We start from the raw sequence: 14,619 nt of genomic DNA on the forward strand, positions 1-14,619 counted from the left end.
GCAGGCCTCTCGCTCCGTTGCTCGGGTTCCTCGAACTCAGAGTACCTGATACTCTGAGTTTCGTGAGTCCGATCACACCGGGACGTGGCACCGACGCCACCCAGGACGACGCCCGCCGCGACACCGCCGCCGCGCGACGTCGCACGTCCGCAGCCGCGACCCCGCGTGCCACTACTCTCTCGTCCCCGGCCGAGCCCGTCGACGGCAGGTCCACCCGGTGGGACAACCATCGCGAGGCCCGCCGCCGCGAGCTCACCCACGCCGCACGCCGCACCGTCCACCGGCGTGGCCCCGACGTCTCCATGGACGACATCGCTGCCGACCTCGGCACCTCGAAGTCCATCCTCTACCGCTACTTCACCGACAAGGTCGGCCTCCAGAACGCCGTCGGCGAAGCCGTCGTCACCGCCATCACCGCCAACCTCCGCGCCGCCGTCGAGAACGCCCCCACGCCCCGTGCCGCCCTCCACGGCATGATCGACGCCTACCTCGCGATGATCGAGCACTCGCCGAGCGTCTACTACTTCGTCACCCGCAACACCGCGATCGCCAACGCCGTCGCGCTCCCCGCCCAGGGCGACGCAGCCCGCTCCGCGCCGCTGTCGTCGTTCCTCGGCTCCATCACGACGATCGTCGCCCAACCCTTCGCGCAGGCCGTCGGCAACGACGACCACCTCGACGTCGAGGCCTGGGCCGCCGGCGCCGTCGGCTTCATCTCCGGAACGGGCGAATGGTGGCTCGCCCGCCTCGGCGAGCCCGGCACGCCCGACCGCGAGCACGTCGCGACCCGCATCACCGCCTGGCTGTGGGCAGGGCCCATCGGCCTGCTCGCCCGCGAACGCCAGACCACCACCGACCCCCAGGACACCACCCAGGGCTGACGCCCACCACCCGCACCGTTGGAGACGAAGGAGTCCCGATGACCGCGACAGCAGCACCCCGGAACGCACCGCAGACGGCGGACGACGACGTCACGCTCGACGCCGCTGCCCTCACCCCCCAGCTCCTCGGCCGCTGGGGCCACCTGCGCACGTTCACGCGCGAGATCCTCAGGGACGAGAAGTTCCACAAGATCGAGGGACTCTCGAAGGAGGAGCACCGCGAGCGGGTGCTCGGACAGCTCAAGGCGATCGTCGCCGAGGGCAAGGTCCTGCGGGCCTTCCCCGAGCGGCTTGGCGGTGGCGACGAGCACGGCGGCTCGCTCGCCGCGTTCGAGGAGCTCGTCGCGGGCGACCCGTCGATGCAGATCAAGGCCGGCGTCCAGTGGGGGCTCTTCGCGTCCGCGATCCTCCACCTCGGCACCCCCGAGCAGCAGGACCGGCTCCTGCCCGCCGCGATGAGCCTCGAGACGCCCGGCGCGTTCGCGATGACGGAGATCGGCCACGGCTCGGACGTCGCGTCGATCGCGACGACCGCGACGTACGACCCGGCGACGCAGGAGTTCGTCATCCACACGCCGTTCCGCGCCGCGTGGAAGGAGTACCTCGGCAATGCAGCGCTCCACGGGCAGGCCGCGGTCGTCTTCGCGCAGCTCGTGACGAAGGGCGTCAACCACGGCGTCCACGCGTTCTACGTGCCCGTGCGCGAGCGGCTCGCCGACGGCTCGGCCGGTCCCCTCCTGCCGGGCATCCAGAGCGAGGACGACGGCCAGAAGGGCGGTCTCAACGGCATCGACAACGGCCGCTTCGCGTTCGACCATGTGCGCGTCCCCCGCACCGACCTCCTCGCGCGCTACGGGTGCGTCGCCGAGGACGGCACGTACTCCTCGCCCATCGAGAGCCCCGGGCGACGGTTCTTCACGATGCTCGGCTCGCTCGTCCAGGGGCGCGTCTCGCTCGACGGCGCGGCCGTCAACGCGCAGAAGATCGCCCTCGCGATCGCGGTGCGCTACGCGACCGAGCGACGTCAGTTCCCCGGCGCAGGCGGCGAGGAGACCGTCCTCCTCGACTACGGCGAGCACCAGCGTCGCCTCGTGCCGCTCGTCGCGCGCACGTACGCGGGGCTCTTCGCTCACGCCGAGCTCCTCGAGCTCTTCGACGACGTCTTCTCGGGACGCAACGACACCGACGAGTCCCGCGAGGACCTCGAGACGCTCGCCGCGACGCTCAAGCCCGCATCGACGTGGACCGCGCTCTCGACGATCCAGACGTGCCGTGAGGCGTGCGGCGGCGCGGGCTTCATGGCGGAGAACCGCATGACGGGCCTCCACGCCGACCTCGACGTCTACGTGACGTTCGAGGGCGACAACACCGTGCTCCTGCAGCTCGTCGGCAAGCGGCTCCTCGCCGACTACGCGAAGAAGTTCACGGGCATCGACGCCGCGGGCATCGCACGCGTCGCCGCCGAGCGTGCCGCGGACACGGTCCGCTACGCGACGCCGCTCGGCCGGGCGCTGCAGAAGATCTCCGACTCCGGCCAGGCGGCGCGCAAGGTCGCGCACCTGCGCGGCGTCGAGGCGCAGCGCGCGCTGCTCGCCGACCGCGTCGAGACGATGGTCGAGGAGGTCGCCGACCGGCTGCGCCCCGCGCAGAAGCTCCCGGCGGACAAGGCTGCGGCTCTCTTCAACCAGCACCAGCACGACCTCATCGAGGCCGCGAAGGCGCACGCCGACCTCGTCCAGTGGGAGGCGTTCACGCGCGCGCTCGACGCCGTGACGGACGACGGCAACCGCACGATCCTCACGTGGCTGCGCGACCTCTACGGCCTTTCCGTCATCGAGGAGAACCTCGCCTGGTACCTCATGCACGGTCGCCTCACGGGCGAGCGCGCCCGCATGGTGTCGTCGTACATGACGCGCCTCGTCGGACGCCTGCGCCCGCACGTCCTTGGCCTCACCGAGGCGTGGGGCTACTCGCCCGAGCACCTGCGCGCGCCCATCGCGACAGGTGCGGAGAAGATCCGGCAGGACGAGGCGATCGCCTACTTCAAGGCCCAGCGGGCCTCGGGCGACGCGCCGATCAGCGAGAAGGCGCTCAAGCGTCACGCGAAGAAGCGCTGACCCGCGGCTGACGAGGCCCCTGCACGCGGCGCGTGCGGGGGCTTCGCCGCTCCTCGCGCCGTCAGAGGACGCCGAGCTCCGCGAGCACGCGCCGCAGGGCGTCGCGGTCCGCCGCTGCGAGCGGCAGGAGCGGACGCGGCAGTGACGGGCCCCCGACGAGCCCGAGCAGCTCGGCGGTCGTCGACGCGACGCGCACGCCCGTATGACGCCGGACAAGGTCCCACAGTGCCGCGAGGTGCGACGTGTCGCCCGCGTCGTCGGGCACCGGGTCGGCGCCCGGGGCACCGAGCGATGCCGCGCGGGCGAGGGGGACGAACAGCTCTGGCAGCGTCCCCGCGAGCGTCGAGTGCCACGCGTCCGCCCCGGCACGGAGCGCGGCAGCACCCGCGTCGTCGCCCGAGAACCCGAGCGACACGTCCAGCGGCAGGGCCGCGCGGAGCTCCGCGACACGCGCGCGCGCCAGCGCGGCGCGGGGGCCGGGCCCGGGCGTCTTCACGCTGCCCACCCCGGGCAGCGCCGCGAGGCGGACGAGCAGTCCGGTCGACATGTCGACGCGCGTCGTCGCCGGGTTGTCGTAGACGACGAGGGGGACGTCGATGCCCGCGAGCACGTCCTCGAACAGCCCGACGGCCTCGGTTCCGACGAGCGGCACGTAGCCGACCGGTGCGAGCAGGAGCGCGCTTGCCCCGGCGGACTGCGCGTCGTCGGCGTGCTCCTGCGCGGCCGCGGTGCGCAGCGCGGAGACCCCCGCGACGACGGGAACGCCCGCCGCGAGGTCGACCGCACGGCGCACGACGGCGTGCCTCTCGTCCCGGTCGAGGTACATCGCGGCGCCCGTCGACCCGAGGACGCCGAGCGCGTCGGCCCCCGCAGCGACCGCGCGCTCGACGAGCCGGCCGAACGCGGCGAGGTCGACCTCGTCGTAGCGGACCGGCGTCGGTAGGTACGCGACGAGCCCGTGAAGTGCCACCTGGTGCAGGCGTTTCGTCCCTGTCGTGTCCATGGGGGCGACGCTATCCCTCCAGGGCCAGGTGCGGCAGCCTCAGGCCTGCGTGTGACCCGTCCAGGCGTGGCCGTCCCAGTACTGCTGACCGACGCCCGTCGGGCTCGGGTACCAACCGGCGGGGACGGAGGGGCCGACAGGTGCGGCGACAGGTGCGGCGACGCTCACGACGTTGATCTGGGTGCCGCCGAAGGCGCCAATGTATTGGTGCGCGCCGCACGCCATGATGAGCGAGATGACCCACGCCACGACGGACCACCCGAGGAACAGGTTGATGAGCCCGACCGTCCCGTGGTTGGCCTTGCCACGGGTGACGGCGATGGCCCAGGGCAGCATGTAGAAGAACGTCAAGACCGCGACGATCCATGCAAAGGCGACGAGCCCGCCGCCGTGGTTGACCTGGTCGGTCAGAATCCCGTTGCTGCCGAAGGGCCCCGCCGCGGCGACAGGCTGCGCGTACGTCGGCTGCGCGTACGCCGGCTGCGCGTACGCAGGCTGCGCGGCGGGCGGGGCGCCGTACGCCGGGGCCTGCTGCTGCCACGGCTCGACAGTGCCGCCTGCGCTGCCACCGGTCGGCAGCGGCGTCGTCTGCCAGTCCGTGGGGGACGAGTCCGGGTATGGGTTGGTCATCGTGGCTCCCTGGGATCACCGCGCTGTCCCTGCTGACAACGGCGTGCACGAGACCACGTGGTGCCGGGCGCTCGGGCGATGCCGACAGAATACGCCACCCGAGGCCCTCGGAGTCGCCGCGCGAGCCTCTGTGCTCTTGGCGGGGCCTGGCGCGTCAGGCCTGCGTGTGCCCCGTCCACGCGTGGCCGTCCCAGAACTGCTGACCGACGCCCGTCGGGCTCGGGTACCAGCCGGGCGGCGGGAGGGTCGAGGTCGACGGCGGGCCCACGAGCGACCACACGAGGCCGACGACCCAGCCGACGATCGTCCAGCCGGTGAAGAAGGTCACGAGTGCGATCGCCGTCGCGTCCGGGCGCCGCCGCGTCACGGCGATCGCCCACGGCAGCATGTAGAGGCTCGTGATGGCAGCGACGATCCAGGCGACGACGAGCAGGGTCTGATCGGGCCCCAGCTGGTGGACGCGGGACGACGACGAGGTCGTCCAGGCGCTGTCCGTCGGGGAGGGGGCCGAGCCTGCGCCGTACGCGGGCGCCGGGCCGCCGTGCGGGCCGCCCGCAGGCATGGCGTACGGGTCCATGCCCGCCGTCGCCGTTCCGCTGTACTGCCCGGGCGTGTACCTGCCCAGCCCGGGGACCGTGCTGGCGGACGGGGTCGGCCATACCGTCCCGGACCCGCTTGTCGTCCCGCCGCCGAGCGGCCGACCGTCACGGTCGTAGCGCAGCTCGGGATAGGGGCTCGATGACGGAGGCGTCGGCGTTCCGTACGGGTCCGTGGACATGGTGATCCCTAGGTGGGGCGGGGCGGCGAGGACTCGTCGCCCCGCCAGCCTAGGGGAGAAGGCGAGCGTCGTGCAGGGGTGCGAGGCCCCGCGCTATGTGCGCGGCCCTGCTCCCCGGACAGCGTAGCGAGCCGCGAGCCGCGCCGTGAGCCGTTCGAGCGGCCCCTTCCCGAGCGTGAGCGCCCAGAGGGTCGCGGCCGCCAGGAGCACGCCGACCTGCCAGAGCCAGGTCGTGAGCCCGGTCGGTTCGACGAACCTCGGCACGAAGAAGCTGACGATGTGCAGGGAGTACACGGTGAGCGGCATGCTGCCGAGCGCGGCGACCGGCACGAGCAGCTGCCGCAGGACGCGCGGACGTCCGAGCGCGAGGCAGAGGCCGAGCGTCGCGAGCACGAACCCGCCGGAGCCCACGACCTCGCCGAGCCCCCCGGAGTGCGGCTCCGCGGAGACGAGCGCCCCGCGGACCGCGTCCCACGTGAGGCTGTCGGTCACGAGGGGCGAGCGCCACCATCCGTCGGCCGGGTCCGCGCTCCACCCGAACGACGCCGAGCTTTCGAGCTTGACGAGCGGCGAGCCGGACGTCACCGAGCCGGGCACAGGTGCCTCGACGGTCGCGCCAGCGGTGCGCCAGCACGACACCGACTCCTCGTCCTGCCGGATGCAGGTGAAGCCTGCGAGGTCGACGTCCTCGCCCGGCACCTCGACGATCGACGACCCCGGGTCGGAGGGTTCCGCGACGGACGGCTCGTCCGCGTCCACCGGCGCGAGGAGGGTTGCTCCGCCGTAGCCTGCGACGCAGAGGACGATGCCGACGGCGACCATCGCCCCGGCCCGGCGCAGAGAACCGAGATCGCCACGGCCCACGACGAGGCCCGTGAGGACGAGCGCGAGCCACACCGGCAGCGGGTACATGCCGAGGAGGACGAGCTGGGCGGCGCTGCCGCCGAGGAGGTAGGTGGCCTTCGCGAGCGACACGAGCGGGCCGAGCACGACGACGAGTACCGCGACGAGGAGGAGCAGCCGACGCGTCGACCACCCGACGATCGGCGCCACGAGGATGAAGAGGATCCCGTAGAAGCCGAGGATGATCGCGACGGGTGAGCCCACGAGCTCGAGCAGCACGCCGAGCCCGAGGACGACGACCCCGCGCCCGACGAGCGCGAGCCGGGTGCGACGCACCTCGTCGGCCGGTGCCGTCCGGACACCTCGGGTCATGAGGGCGATCGACACGCCGGCGACGAGCGCGAAGAGTAGGGACGAGCGGCCGTGGACGACACCGGCCCACGTCCCGGGGTCGCCGACGACGAACTGCGGCGCGTTCCCGACGTGCGCGGCGATCATGCCGACGACGGCGAGGGCCCGGGCGACGTCGAGGCCCGCGACGCGTGGTGGGCGGACGATTCGCGACCACCGCTCACCGATGCCGCGACGAGGGCGGGATGGCGTGCTGGTCGGTGTGCTGGTCGGCGTGCTGGACAGTGGGGCGCCAGCGCCCTCGAGTGTGGTCGTCACGGGTGCGAGCCTAGGGGCTGCCGGGGGCCCGGGGAATGAACTGCGCAAGTGCAACTTTGCGGATCTTGTGAAGGAAGCTGGACGGTGTCCGCGCAGGTCAGGTGCTCACGTGGGGTTGCAACGGGCCAGCAGGTACGCGAGGTAGTCGACCTCGGGACGCCACGGCTCGAGGTTCCACGTCTCCTTGCCGGGGGCCCCGAGCGCGTGGCAGCGCAACTGATGGTCCATGACCGTCGTGCCCGCGTCGGGCTCGGACTCGACGAGCTCGGCGCGCACGGCCTCGAGCGCGGCCGCCGAGCCCGAACGGCCGAAGGTCGTCGGGTCCACCTGGAGGGAGCGGCCGCCCTCGACGTCGTCGGCCCACGTCGCGCTCTCGACGGCGCGCGGCGCGACCGTGAGCGCCACCTTCGCGGGCGGGGCCGCGGTCGTCGACGATGCCGACGCGCGGGCCGCGACCTCGACGACGAGCCGGCGGCCGTCGTCCTCGGTGCGGGTGCTCACCCGGCGGACGCCATCGGCATCACGGGCCGATGGGTCCGTGCCGCCGACGCGCAACGGGTCGGCGGCGTCGGTGAGCGTCGCCGACCCGTCCGCGTACGCGGTCCAGCGGGCGCCGTCGACGGTGACCTCGAGCGCCTCGCCGTCGCCGAGCATCGCGGACACGACGACGACGCCGTCGACGAGTGCGGCCTCTGGCGCGTCGGCCCCGCCGGGTGAGGTCACCGTCGTCGCGCGCCCGAGCGCGTCGGAGACGCGCACCGACGTGGACGGCGACGGTTCGGTCGTGCCCTCGGGAGCGGCCGACGGAGGCGTGGCGGACGTGGCCGGCTCCGCCAGCGTCGGACCCGGACTTTCCCCCGACGGGCCAGGGCCGCACGCGACCAGCGCAGATGCGCAGGTCGGCGCCGCGACGAGGCGTCGGACGCGCCTCGTCGCGACACGCTGCCCAGTGCTGGTCGTCGACGTCACCCTGCCGACCCTAGCGACCCGCTCCCCGTGCGAGTGCCGGGTGAAAGCACCTACGCTAAGCGCGGTCCGGGTGAGACGAGACGCGCGTCATACCGACACATGTCACGACGGTGCCACCCTCATGGGCGGACCCGCACGAGCGACGAGCAGCACGAGGAGGACACGGGTGGGGCGCACGATCATCGTCGGTACAGGAGTCCTCGCCCGGGCCGCGGCCCGGGCGATTGAACGACACGGACGCCAGGCCGTGCTCGTCGGACGCCGCGACGGCGTCGACGTGCGCGGACCCATCGACCTCCGCCCGTTCACCGACGGCGAGCCCGTCGACGCGGTCCTCGAGGCGACGAGCACGGACGCGAACCGCCCAGCGGACGCCGTCCGGTTCTTCGAGGCGTCCGCCCGGCACGTCGCAGCCGCCGCCCACGACGTCGACGCTGGCATGCACGTCGTCGTGTCGATCGTCGGCTGCCACCGCGCGACCGGGTACGCGCACTACGCGGGCAAGGTCGCCCAGGAACGCGCCGCGCGCGCCGCCGCGACCGACGCGACCCCCGCGATCATCGTCCGGTCCACCCAGTGGTTCACGTTCCCCGGCCAGCTCGTCGACCGCCTCGCGCGCGGTCCCGTCATGCCCGTCCCGAGCATGCGGCTGCGACCCGTCGCGCTCGAGACCGTCGCCGACGTCGTCGCCGAGATCGTCGTCGGGAAGCGTGAGCGCGAGAGCGCATGCGTGTGCGGGCCCGAGACGATGACGCTTGCGCAGATGGTCGCCCGCCTCGAGGGGAGGCCCGCCGTGCGCATCCCCGTGCCGCTGCCCGGCGCCGCGCGCGAGGCGCGCACCGGGGCGCTGCTCCCGACCGGTGGCGTCGAGGTCGTCGGGCCCCGCTTCGAGGACTGGCTGCGCGAGCACCCCGACGGACGCCAGCACGAACTCGACGCCTGACCGGCGCGACGGGCCGTCCTGCGCCTGCCGGACCCGCGCCGCCGGAGGCTGAGACGCGCGTCCGGCGCGTCCGCGGGCGCGGCTAGACTGGCGGCGTCTCGCACCGTACGGAGGAGCACCCGGCCGCGCCCACGCCCGCGCGGACGACGCCGGCTCGCCGCACGCCGCCCACCACGCCCGAGGGAATCGATGACCGCGCCCAAGCCCACCCTGGACACCGTCGAGAACGCAGCGGCCACTCCCGACGAGGAGCAGCCCTTCGCGTCTCTCGGGCTCAAGCCCGACGAGTACCAGCGGATCAAGGACATCCTGGGTCGCCGCCCCACGGCCGCCGAGCTCGCGATGTACTCCGTCATGTGGTCCGAGCACTGCTCGTACAAGTCCTCGAAGATCCACCTGTCGAAGTTCGGCGCCAAGACGACCGACGAGATGAAGAAGCACCTCCTCGTCGGCATCGGCGAGAACGCGGGCGTCGTCGACATCGGCGACGGCTGGGCCGTGACCTTCAAGGTCGAGTCCCACAACCACCCGTCGTTCGTCGAGCCCTACCAGGGCGCCGCGACGGGCGTCGGCGGCATCGTCCGCGACATCATCTCCATGGGCGCGCGCCCCGTCGCCGTCATGGACCAGCTGCGCTTCGGCGACGTCGACCACCCGGACACGGCACGCGTCGTCCACGGCGTCGTCTCCGGCGTCGGCGGCTACGGCAACTCCCTCGGCCTGCCGAACATCGGCGGCGAGCTCGTCTTCGACGCGTCCTACCAGGGCAATCCCCTCGTCAACGCACTGTGCCTCGGCGTGCTGCGCCACGAGGACATTCACCTCGCCAACGCCTCGGGCGTCGGCAACAAGGTCGTGCTCTTCGGCGCCCGCACGGGCGGCGACGGCATCGGCGGCGCCTCGATCCTCGCGTCCGAGACGTTCGAAGACGGCGTCCCCGCCAAGCGCCCGTCCGTGCAGGTGGGCGACCCCTTCATGGAGAAGGTGCTCATCGAGTGCTGCCTCGAGCTCTACGGGGCTGAGGTCGTCGAGGGCATCCAGGACCTCGGCGCGGCCGGCATCTCCTGCGCGACGAGCGAGCTCGCGTCCAACGGTGACGGCGGCATGCACGTGTGGCTCGACGACGTCCTGCTGCGCGACCCGACGCTCAACGCCGGCGAGATCCTCATGTCGGAGTCGCAGGAGCGCATGATGGCCGTCGTCACGCCGGCCAAACTCGAGCAGTTCCTCGCGATCACGAAGAAGTGGGACGTCGAGACCGCCGTCATCGGCGAGGTCAACGGCTCGGGACGCCTGACGATCGACCACCACGGTCAGCGCATCGTCGACGTCGACCCCCGCACCGTCGCTCACGAGGGACCCGTCTACGACCGTCCCTACGCGCGTCCCGCGTGGCAGGACGGCCTCAACGCTGACACGACCGTCGCCGCCGGCCTCGCCCGCCCCGCGACGGGCGACGAGCTGCGCGCCGCCGCGCTCGCCGTGCTCGGCTCGCCCAACCACTCGTCCAAGGCGTGGGTGACCAACCAGTACGACCGCTTCGTCCAGGGCAACACCGCGCTCGCGCAGCCCGACGACTCGGGCGTCGTCCGCGTCGACGAGTCCACGAACCTCGGCGTCGCCCTCTCGACCGACGCCAACGGCCGCTACGCGAAGCTCGACCCGCGCACCGGCGCCCAGCTCGCGCTCGCCGAGGCGTACCGCAACGTCGCCACGACGGGCGCCCGCCCCCTCGCGATCACCGACTGCCTGAACTTCGGTTCGCCCGAGGACACGGACTCCATGTGGCAGCTCGTCGAGGCCATCGAGGGTCTCGCCGACGGCTGCCTCGAGCTCGGCACGCCCGTCACGGGCGGCAACGTGTCTCTCTACAACGGCACGGGCGAGCCCGGCCAGATCGACTCCTCGATCCACCCGACGCCCGTCGTTGGCGTCCTCGGGGTCATCGACGACGTCACGCGCGCGACCGCGTCCGGCTGGCGCACCGAGGGGCAGACGATCTTCCTCCTCGGCACGACGCGCGCCGAACTCGACGGCTCGGCCTGGGCCGACGTCGTCCACCGCCACCTCGGTGGCGTGCCCCCGCGGCTCGACCTCGCCGCGGAGAAGACGCTCGCTGACGTCCTCGTCAACGCCTCGCGCGACGAGCTCGTCGACGCCGCGCACGACCTCTCCGAGGGCGGCCTCGTCCAGGCGCTCCTCGAGTCCTGCCTGCGCTACGGTGTCGGCGCGCGCGTCTCGATCGCGAGCCTCGTCGAGCGCGACGGCGTCACCGAGTTCGAGGCGCTCTTCTCCGAGTCCGTCGCCCGCGCCGTCGTCTCCGTGCCGCGCGGCGAGGAGCAGCGCCTCGTCGACGCGTGCGTCGCCCGCGGCGTGCCGCTCCTCAAGCTCGGGGAGACCGGCGCGGTCGTGGGCGACGAGCCCGCGCTCGTCGTCGACGGCCTCTTCGAGGTGCCGCTCGCCGAGGCCCGCGAGATCTTCGAGGGCACGCTGCCGCGCATCTTCGGCTGACCTCCTCACGACGGATCGACGGATCCCGCCCAGGCGATGGGCGGGATCCGTCTTTCCGTCAGGGTTGACGCACCCGGGCCGGTCACACGATGGGGGATGCCTCGGTCGAGAAGGGGCACGGCAGGCGCAGAGGTGTGGGGGTCGGGGGCGGTCGCGGCGGCGNCCGTACGCGTGGACGCGCGCGGTCGCGGCGGCGGGGGCCCTTCTGGTAGACCGGTGGGAGAACCGCCCGTCCCGCGAGGAGCTCGTCGTGCCCGTCACCCTGCCGTCCACCGTCCGTCTCGAGCCAGGGGTGGGCGACGCGCCGCTCGTCGTCGTCGAGCACCGCGCCGCGACCGCGCGCGTCCACGCGTACGGGGCTCACGTCGTTGCGTGGGCGCCCGCGGGCGCGCGCGACGCGCTGTGGCTGTCGCCCGACGCGGTGCTCGCGCCGGGTGCGGCGATTCGCGGCGGCATCCCCCTGTGCTTCCCGTGGTTCGGGCCGCACCCGGACGGCGCCGGGCCCGCGCACGGCTTCGCGCGGACGAGCGCGTGGCGGCTCGTCGGCGCGACCGAGCTCCCGGACGACGAGCAGCGCCCCGGTGGCGCCGTCCTCCTCACCTTCGAGCTCACGCCCGCGGACGTCGACCCCGCGCTCGCGGCCCTGTGGCCGCACGACTTCACGGCGCGCACGGAGGTCGAGGTCGGCGCGTCGCTCACCGTGAGCCTCACGACGACGAACCACGGCGGCGAACCCGCCGACCTCACGCAGGCGCTCCACACGTACCTCGCGGTCGACGACGTCCGGCGGGCGCGTGTCGACGGGCTCGACGGCGGCCCGTACCTCGACAAGGTCGACGGCGACGCCCGTCAGGTGCAGGACGGTCCCGTGCTCTTCACGGGCCCGACGGACCGCGTCTACCAGGGGACGTCGGCGAGGCTCACGGTCTCGGAGCCGGGTGGGCGGACGCTCGAGGTCGCGAAGGCGGGCTCGCGAACGACGGTCGTGTGGAACCCGTGGGTCGAGGGAGCGTCGGGCATGCGTGACGTTCCCGACGACGCGTGGCCGCACTTCGTGTGCGTCGAGGCGGCGAACGCGGCCGACGACGCCGTCCGCCTGCCGGCGGGGGAGACCCAGACCCTCACGACCCGCCTCACGGTCCTCTGAACTCGCGCGGCTGCGCTCGATAGCCGATCCGTGCGCGTGCGGCGCACGGATCGGCTATCCGCACCCCTGCGCCGCGTGGCTCTCCCTGAGGGGCGGGGCATGGACAGCGCTGGGGGCAGGTCGACGGTCGCGGTCGAGATCGCGGTGCAGGACGCCGCCGGAGCGCGCGTCGCCCGCGAGGCGGGCGCCGACCGCGTCGAGCTCTGCGGCGCGCTCGACGCACGGGGCGATGTCGACCGCGACGCGGTCGCGCGCCTGCGGGACGCGGCCGACGGCCGTGACGTGACGTTCCACCTGGCCCTCGACGTCGTCCCCGACCGTCTCGCCGCGTTGCGCACGCTCGCGGACCTCGGCGTGCGGCGCGTCCTCATCTCGGGCGGCGCGGGCGCGGCCTACCTCGTCACGGACCCCGAGCGGGTCCGGGCCGTCGTGAGGGCCGCCCACACCTGACCCGCCGCGGTCTCGCCATGCGGACCTGGGCCGCGATACCAGCGCCACCGGCGCGCAGCATGTGGGATGCACGCGCGGGAGGTGATGCGCAAGGGACCAACGTTCCAGCGCCCCGGGGACGACCTGGCCGCGGTCGGATCCTGAGACGTCCCTGCGGCCACGGACGCGCAGTGCCACAGTGGACGTTTGGCGGCCTGGACACAACGTGCCCACCTATCGATACGGGCCGTCAGAACTGGGCGTCACCGCACGCCACGATGTCGAGGAGTCCCCATGCAGAGCTCGCTTGAGCCGGTCTTCGAGCAGGTCCTTAGTCGCAACCCGGGGGAGACGGAGTTCCACCAGTCCGTCCGCGAGGTCTTCGACTCCCTCGGCCCCGTCCTCACGAAGAACCCGCAGTACGCGGACGCCGCCGTGCTCCAGCGCATCTGCGAGCCCGAGCGCCAGATCATCTTCCGCGTGCCGTGGGTCGACGACTCCGGTCGCGTCCAGATCAACCGCGGCTTCCGCGTCGAGTTCAACTCCGCGCTCGGCCCCTACAAGGGCGGCCTGCGGTTCCATCCCTCGGTGTACCTCGGCATCATCAAGTTCCTCGGCTTCGAGCAGATCTTCAAGAACTCCCTCACCGGTATGCCGATCGGCGGCGGCAAGGGCGGCTCCGACTTCGACCCGCGCGGCAAGTCCGACCGCGAGATCATGGTGTTCTGCCAGTCGTTCATGACCGAGCTCTACCGCCACATCGGCGAGTACACCGACGTCCCCGCGGGTGACATCGGCGTCGGCGGCCGCGAGATCGGCTACCTCTTCGGCCAGTACAAGCGCATCACCAACCGCTACGAGTCCGGCGTCCTCACGGGCAAGGGCATCTCGTGGGGCGGGTCGCTCGTCCGCACCGAGGCCACGGGCTTCGGCACCGTCTTCTTCGCGCAGCACATGCTCGAGACCGTCAACGGCGGGTTCGAGGGCAAGCGCGTCGTCGTCTCCGGCTCGGGCAACGTCGCGATCTACGCGATGCAGAAGGCTCAGCAGCTCGGCGGCCACGTCGTCGCGTGCTCCGACTCCTCCGGCTACGTCGTCGACGAGGCAGGCATCGACGTCGAGCTCGTCCGTCAGGTCAAGGAGATCGAGCGCGCGCGCATCTCGGAGTACGCCGAGCGCCGCCCGTCGGCGACCTTCGTTCCGGGTGGTCGCGTCTGGGAGGTCGGGGCCCAGGTCGCGCTCCCGTGCGCGACGCAGAACGAGCTCGACGAGGACGACGCCCGCGGGCTCATCGCGTCGGGCCTCGTCGCCGTCGCCGAGGGCGCCAACATGCCGACGACGCCCAAGGCGATCCAGCTCCTCCAGGAGGCTGGCATCCTCTTCGGCCCCGGCAAGGCCGCGAATGCCGGCGGCGTCGCGACGTCCGCGCTCGAGATGCAGCAGAACGCTTCGCGTGACGCGTGGAGCTTCGAGCACACCGAGCAGCGCCTCGCCCGCATCATGAGCGACATCCACGACCGCTGCGCGACGACCGCCGACCAGTACGACCAGCCGGGCAACTACGTCGCGGGCGCGAACATCGCGGGCTTCACGAAGGTCGCCGACGCGATGCTCGCCCTCGGCGTCATCTGACGCCGTCACGTTCCGGGCCGGTCCGCCGGCCCTGCCGTCGCAGGTCCCCACCACGGGCTGGCACGGT

General features: G+C 72.9%; 12 protein-coding genes. 7 read left to right on the forward strand and 5 right to left on the reverse strand.

Going from position 1 to position 14,619, the window contains the following annotated elements:
• Nucleotides 1-62 precede the first annotated feature (62 nt).
• Nucleotides 63-881 (forward strand): TetR/AcrR family transcriptional regulator, encoded by an 819-nt coding sequence (locus C1729_RS10860; protein WP_242493799.1) that lies wholly within the window; start codon nt 63-65, stop codon nt 879-881.
• Between the two features lie 38 nt (nt 882-919).
• Complete coding sequence (locus tag C1729_RS10865) at nt 920-2,998, forward strand: acyl-CoA dehydrogenase family protein (protein WP_102509958.1); 2,079 nt, start codon at nt 920-922, stop codon at nt 2,996-2,998.
• Nucleotides 2,999-3,059: 61 nt separating this feature from the next.
• Here C1729_RS10865 and C1729_RS10870 read toward each other — a convergent pair whose 3' ends face one another.
• The 5 genes from C1729_RS10870 to C1729_RS10890 form a co-directional block, all read right to left on the reverse strand.
• Entirely contained in the window at nt 3,060-4,001 is a 942-nt protein-coding gene (locus tag C1729_RS10870; protein ID WP_102509959.1) for a dihydrodipicolinate synthase family protein, read from the reverse strand.
• A gap of 39 nt (nt 4,002-4,040) precedes the next feature.
• Nucleotides 4,041-4,631 (reverse strand): superinfection immunity protein, encoded by a 591-nt coding sequence (locus tag C1729_RS14775; RefSeq protein ID WP_207204606.1) that lies wholly within the window; start codon nt 4,629-4,631, stop codon nt 4,041-4,043.
• A 154-nt stretch (nt 4,632-4,785) separates the two neighbouring features.
• Nucleotides 4,786-5,409, reverse strand: coding sequence for a superinfection immunity protein (locus C1729_RS10880; RefSeq protein WP_129590734.1), 624 nt, complete (start codon nt 5,407-5,409; stop codon nt 4,786-4,788).
• Nucleotides 5,410-5,502: 93 nt separating this feature from the next.
• The gene (locus C1729_RS10885) at nt 5,503-6,921 is read right to left on the reverse strand and encodes a heparan-alpha-glucosaminide N-acetyltransferase domain-containing protein (RefSeq protein WP_129590735.1); all 1,419 of its coding nucleotides are present in this window, start codon (nt 6,919-6,921) and stop codon (nt 5,503-5,505) included.
• 105 nt (nt 6,922-7,026) lie between these two features.
• Nucleotides 7,027-7,680, reverse strand: a complete 654-nt coding sequence (locus C1729_RS10890; RefSeq protein WP_129590736.1) for a DUF2599 domain-containing protein — start codon at nt 7,678-7,680, stop codon at nt 7,027-7,029.
• Between the two features lie 376 nt (nt 7,681-8,056).
• On the opposite strand from C1729_RS10890, the gene C1729_RS10895 reads away from it, so the two are divergent.
• The 5 genes from C1729_RS10895 to gdhA all read left to right on the forward strand — a co-directional run bounded on the left by C1729_RS10895 (nt 8,057) and on the right by gdhA (nt 14,552).
• A complete protein-coding gene (locus C1729_RS10895; RefSeq protein ID WP_102509963.1) occupies nt 8,057-8,833 on the forward strand; it encodes an SDR family oxidoreductase in 777 nt (258 codons plus the stop codon).
• 189 nt (nt 8,834-9,022) lie between these two features.
• Complete coding sequence (gene purL, locus C1729_RS10900) at nt 9,023-11,344, forward strand: phosphoribosylformylglycinamidine synthase subunit PurL (protein WP_102509964.1); 2,322 nt, start codon at nt 9,023-9,025, stop codon at nt 11,342-11,344.
• A 250-nt stretch (nt 11,345-11,594) separates the two neighbouring features.
• Nucleotides 11,595-12,491 carry a D-hexose-6-phosphate mutarotase gene (locus tag C1729_RS14645; protein ID WP_165375487.1) on the forward strand — a complete coding sequence of 299 codons (897 nt, stop codon included), beginning with the start codon at nt 11,595-11,597 and terminating at the stop codon, nt 12,489-12,491.
• 99 nt (nt 12,492-12,590) lie between these two features.
• Entirely contained in the window at nt 12,591-12,941 is a 351-nt protein-coding gene (locus tag C1729_RS10910) for a copper homeostasis protein CutC (protein WP_102509966.1), read from the forward strand.
• Nucleotides 12,942-13,214: 273 nt separating this feature from the next.
• On the forward strand, nt 13,215-14,552 hold the full coding sequence (gene gdhA, locus C1729_RS10915; protein WP_102509967.1) for an NADP-specific glutamate dehydrogenase: 1,338 nt from the start codon (nt 13,215-13,217) through the stop codon (nt 14,550-14,552).
• Nucleotides 14,553-14,619: the final 67 nt, after the last annotated feature.

The sequence above is a fragment of the Sanguibacter massiliensis genome (assembly GCF_900240335.1).
GTDB classification, from domain to species: domain Bacteria; phylum Actinomycetota; class Actinomycetes; order Actinomycetales; family Cellulomonadaceae; genus Flavimobilis; species Flavimobilis massiliensis.

Coding starts and splice junctions, on each gene's coding strand:
- C1729_RS10865 (WP_102509958.1), top strand. CDS start 920: ATGACCGCGACAGCAGCACCCCGGAACGCACCGCAGACGGCGGACGAC.
- C1729_RS10870 (WP_102509959.1), bottom strand. CDS start 4,001: ATGGACACGACAGGGACGAAACGCCTGCACCAGGTGGCACTTCACGGG.
- C1729_RS14775 (WP_207204606.1), bottom strand. CDS start 4,631: ATGACCAACCCATACCCGGACTCGTCCCCCACGGACTGGCAGACGACG.
- C1729_RS10880 (WP_129590734.1), bottom strand. CDS start 5,409: ATGTCCACGGACCCGTACGGAACGCCGACGCCTCCGTCATCGAGCCCC.
- purL (WP_102509964.1), top strand. CDS start 9,023: ATGACCGCGCCCAAGCCCACCCTGGACACCGTCGAGAACGCAGCGGCC.
- C1729_RS10910 (WP_102509966.1), top strand. CDS start 12,591: ATGGACAGCGCTGGGGGCAGGTCGACGGTCGCGGTCGAGATCGCGGTG.
- gdhA (WP_102509967.1), top strand. CDS start 13,215: ATGCAGAGCTCGCTTGAGCCGGTCTTCGAGCAGGTCCTTAGTCGCAAC.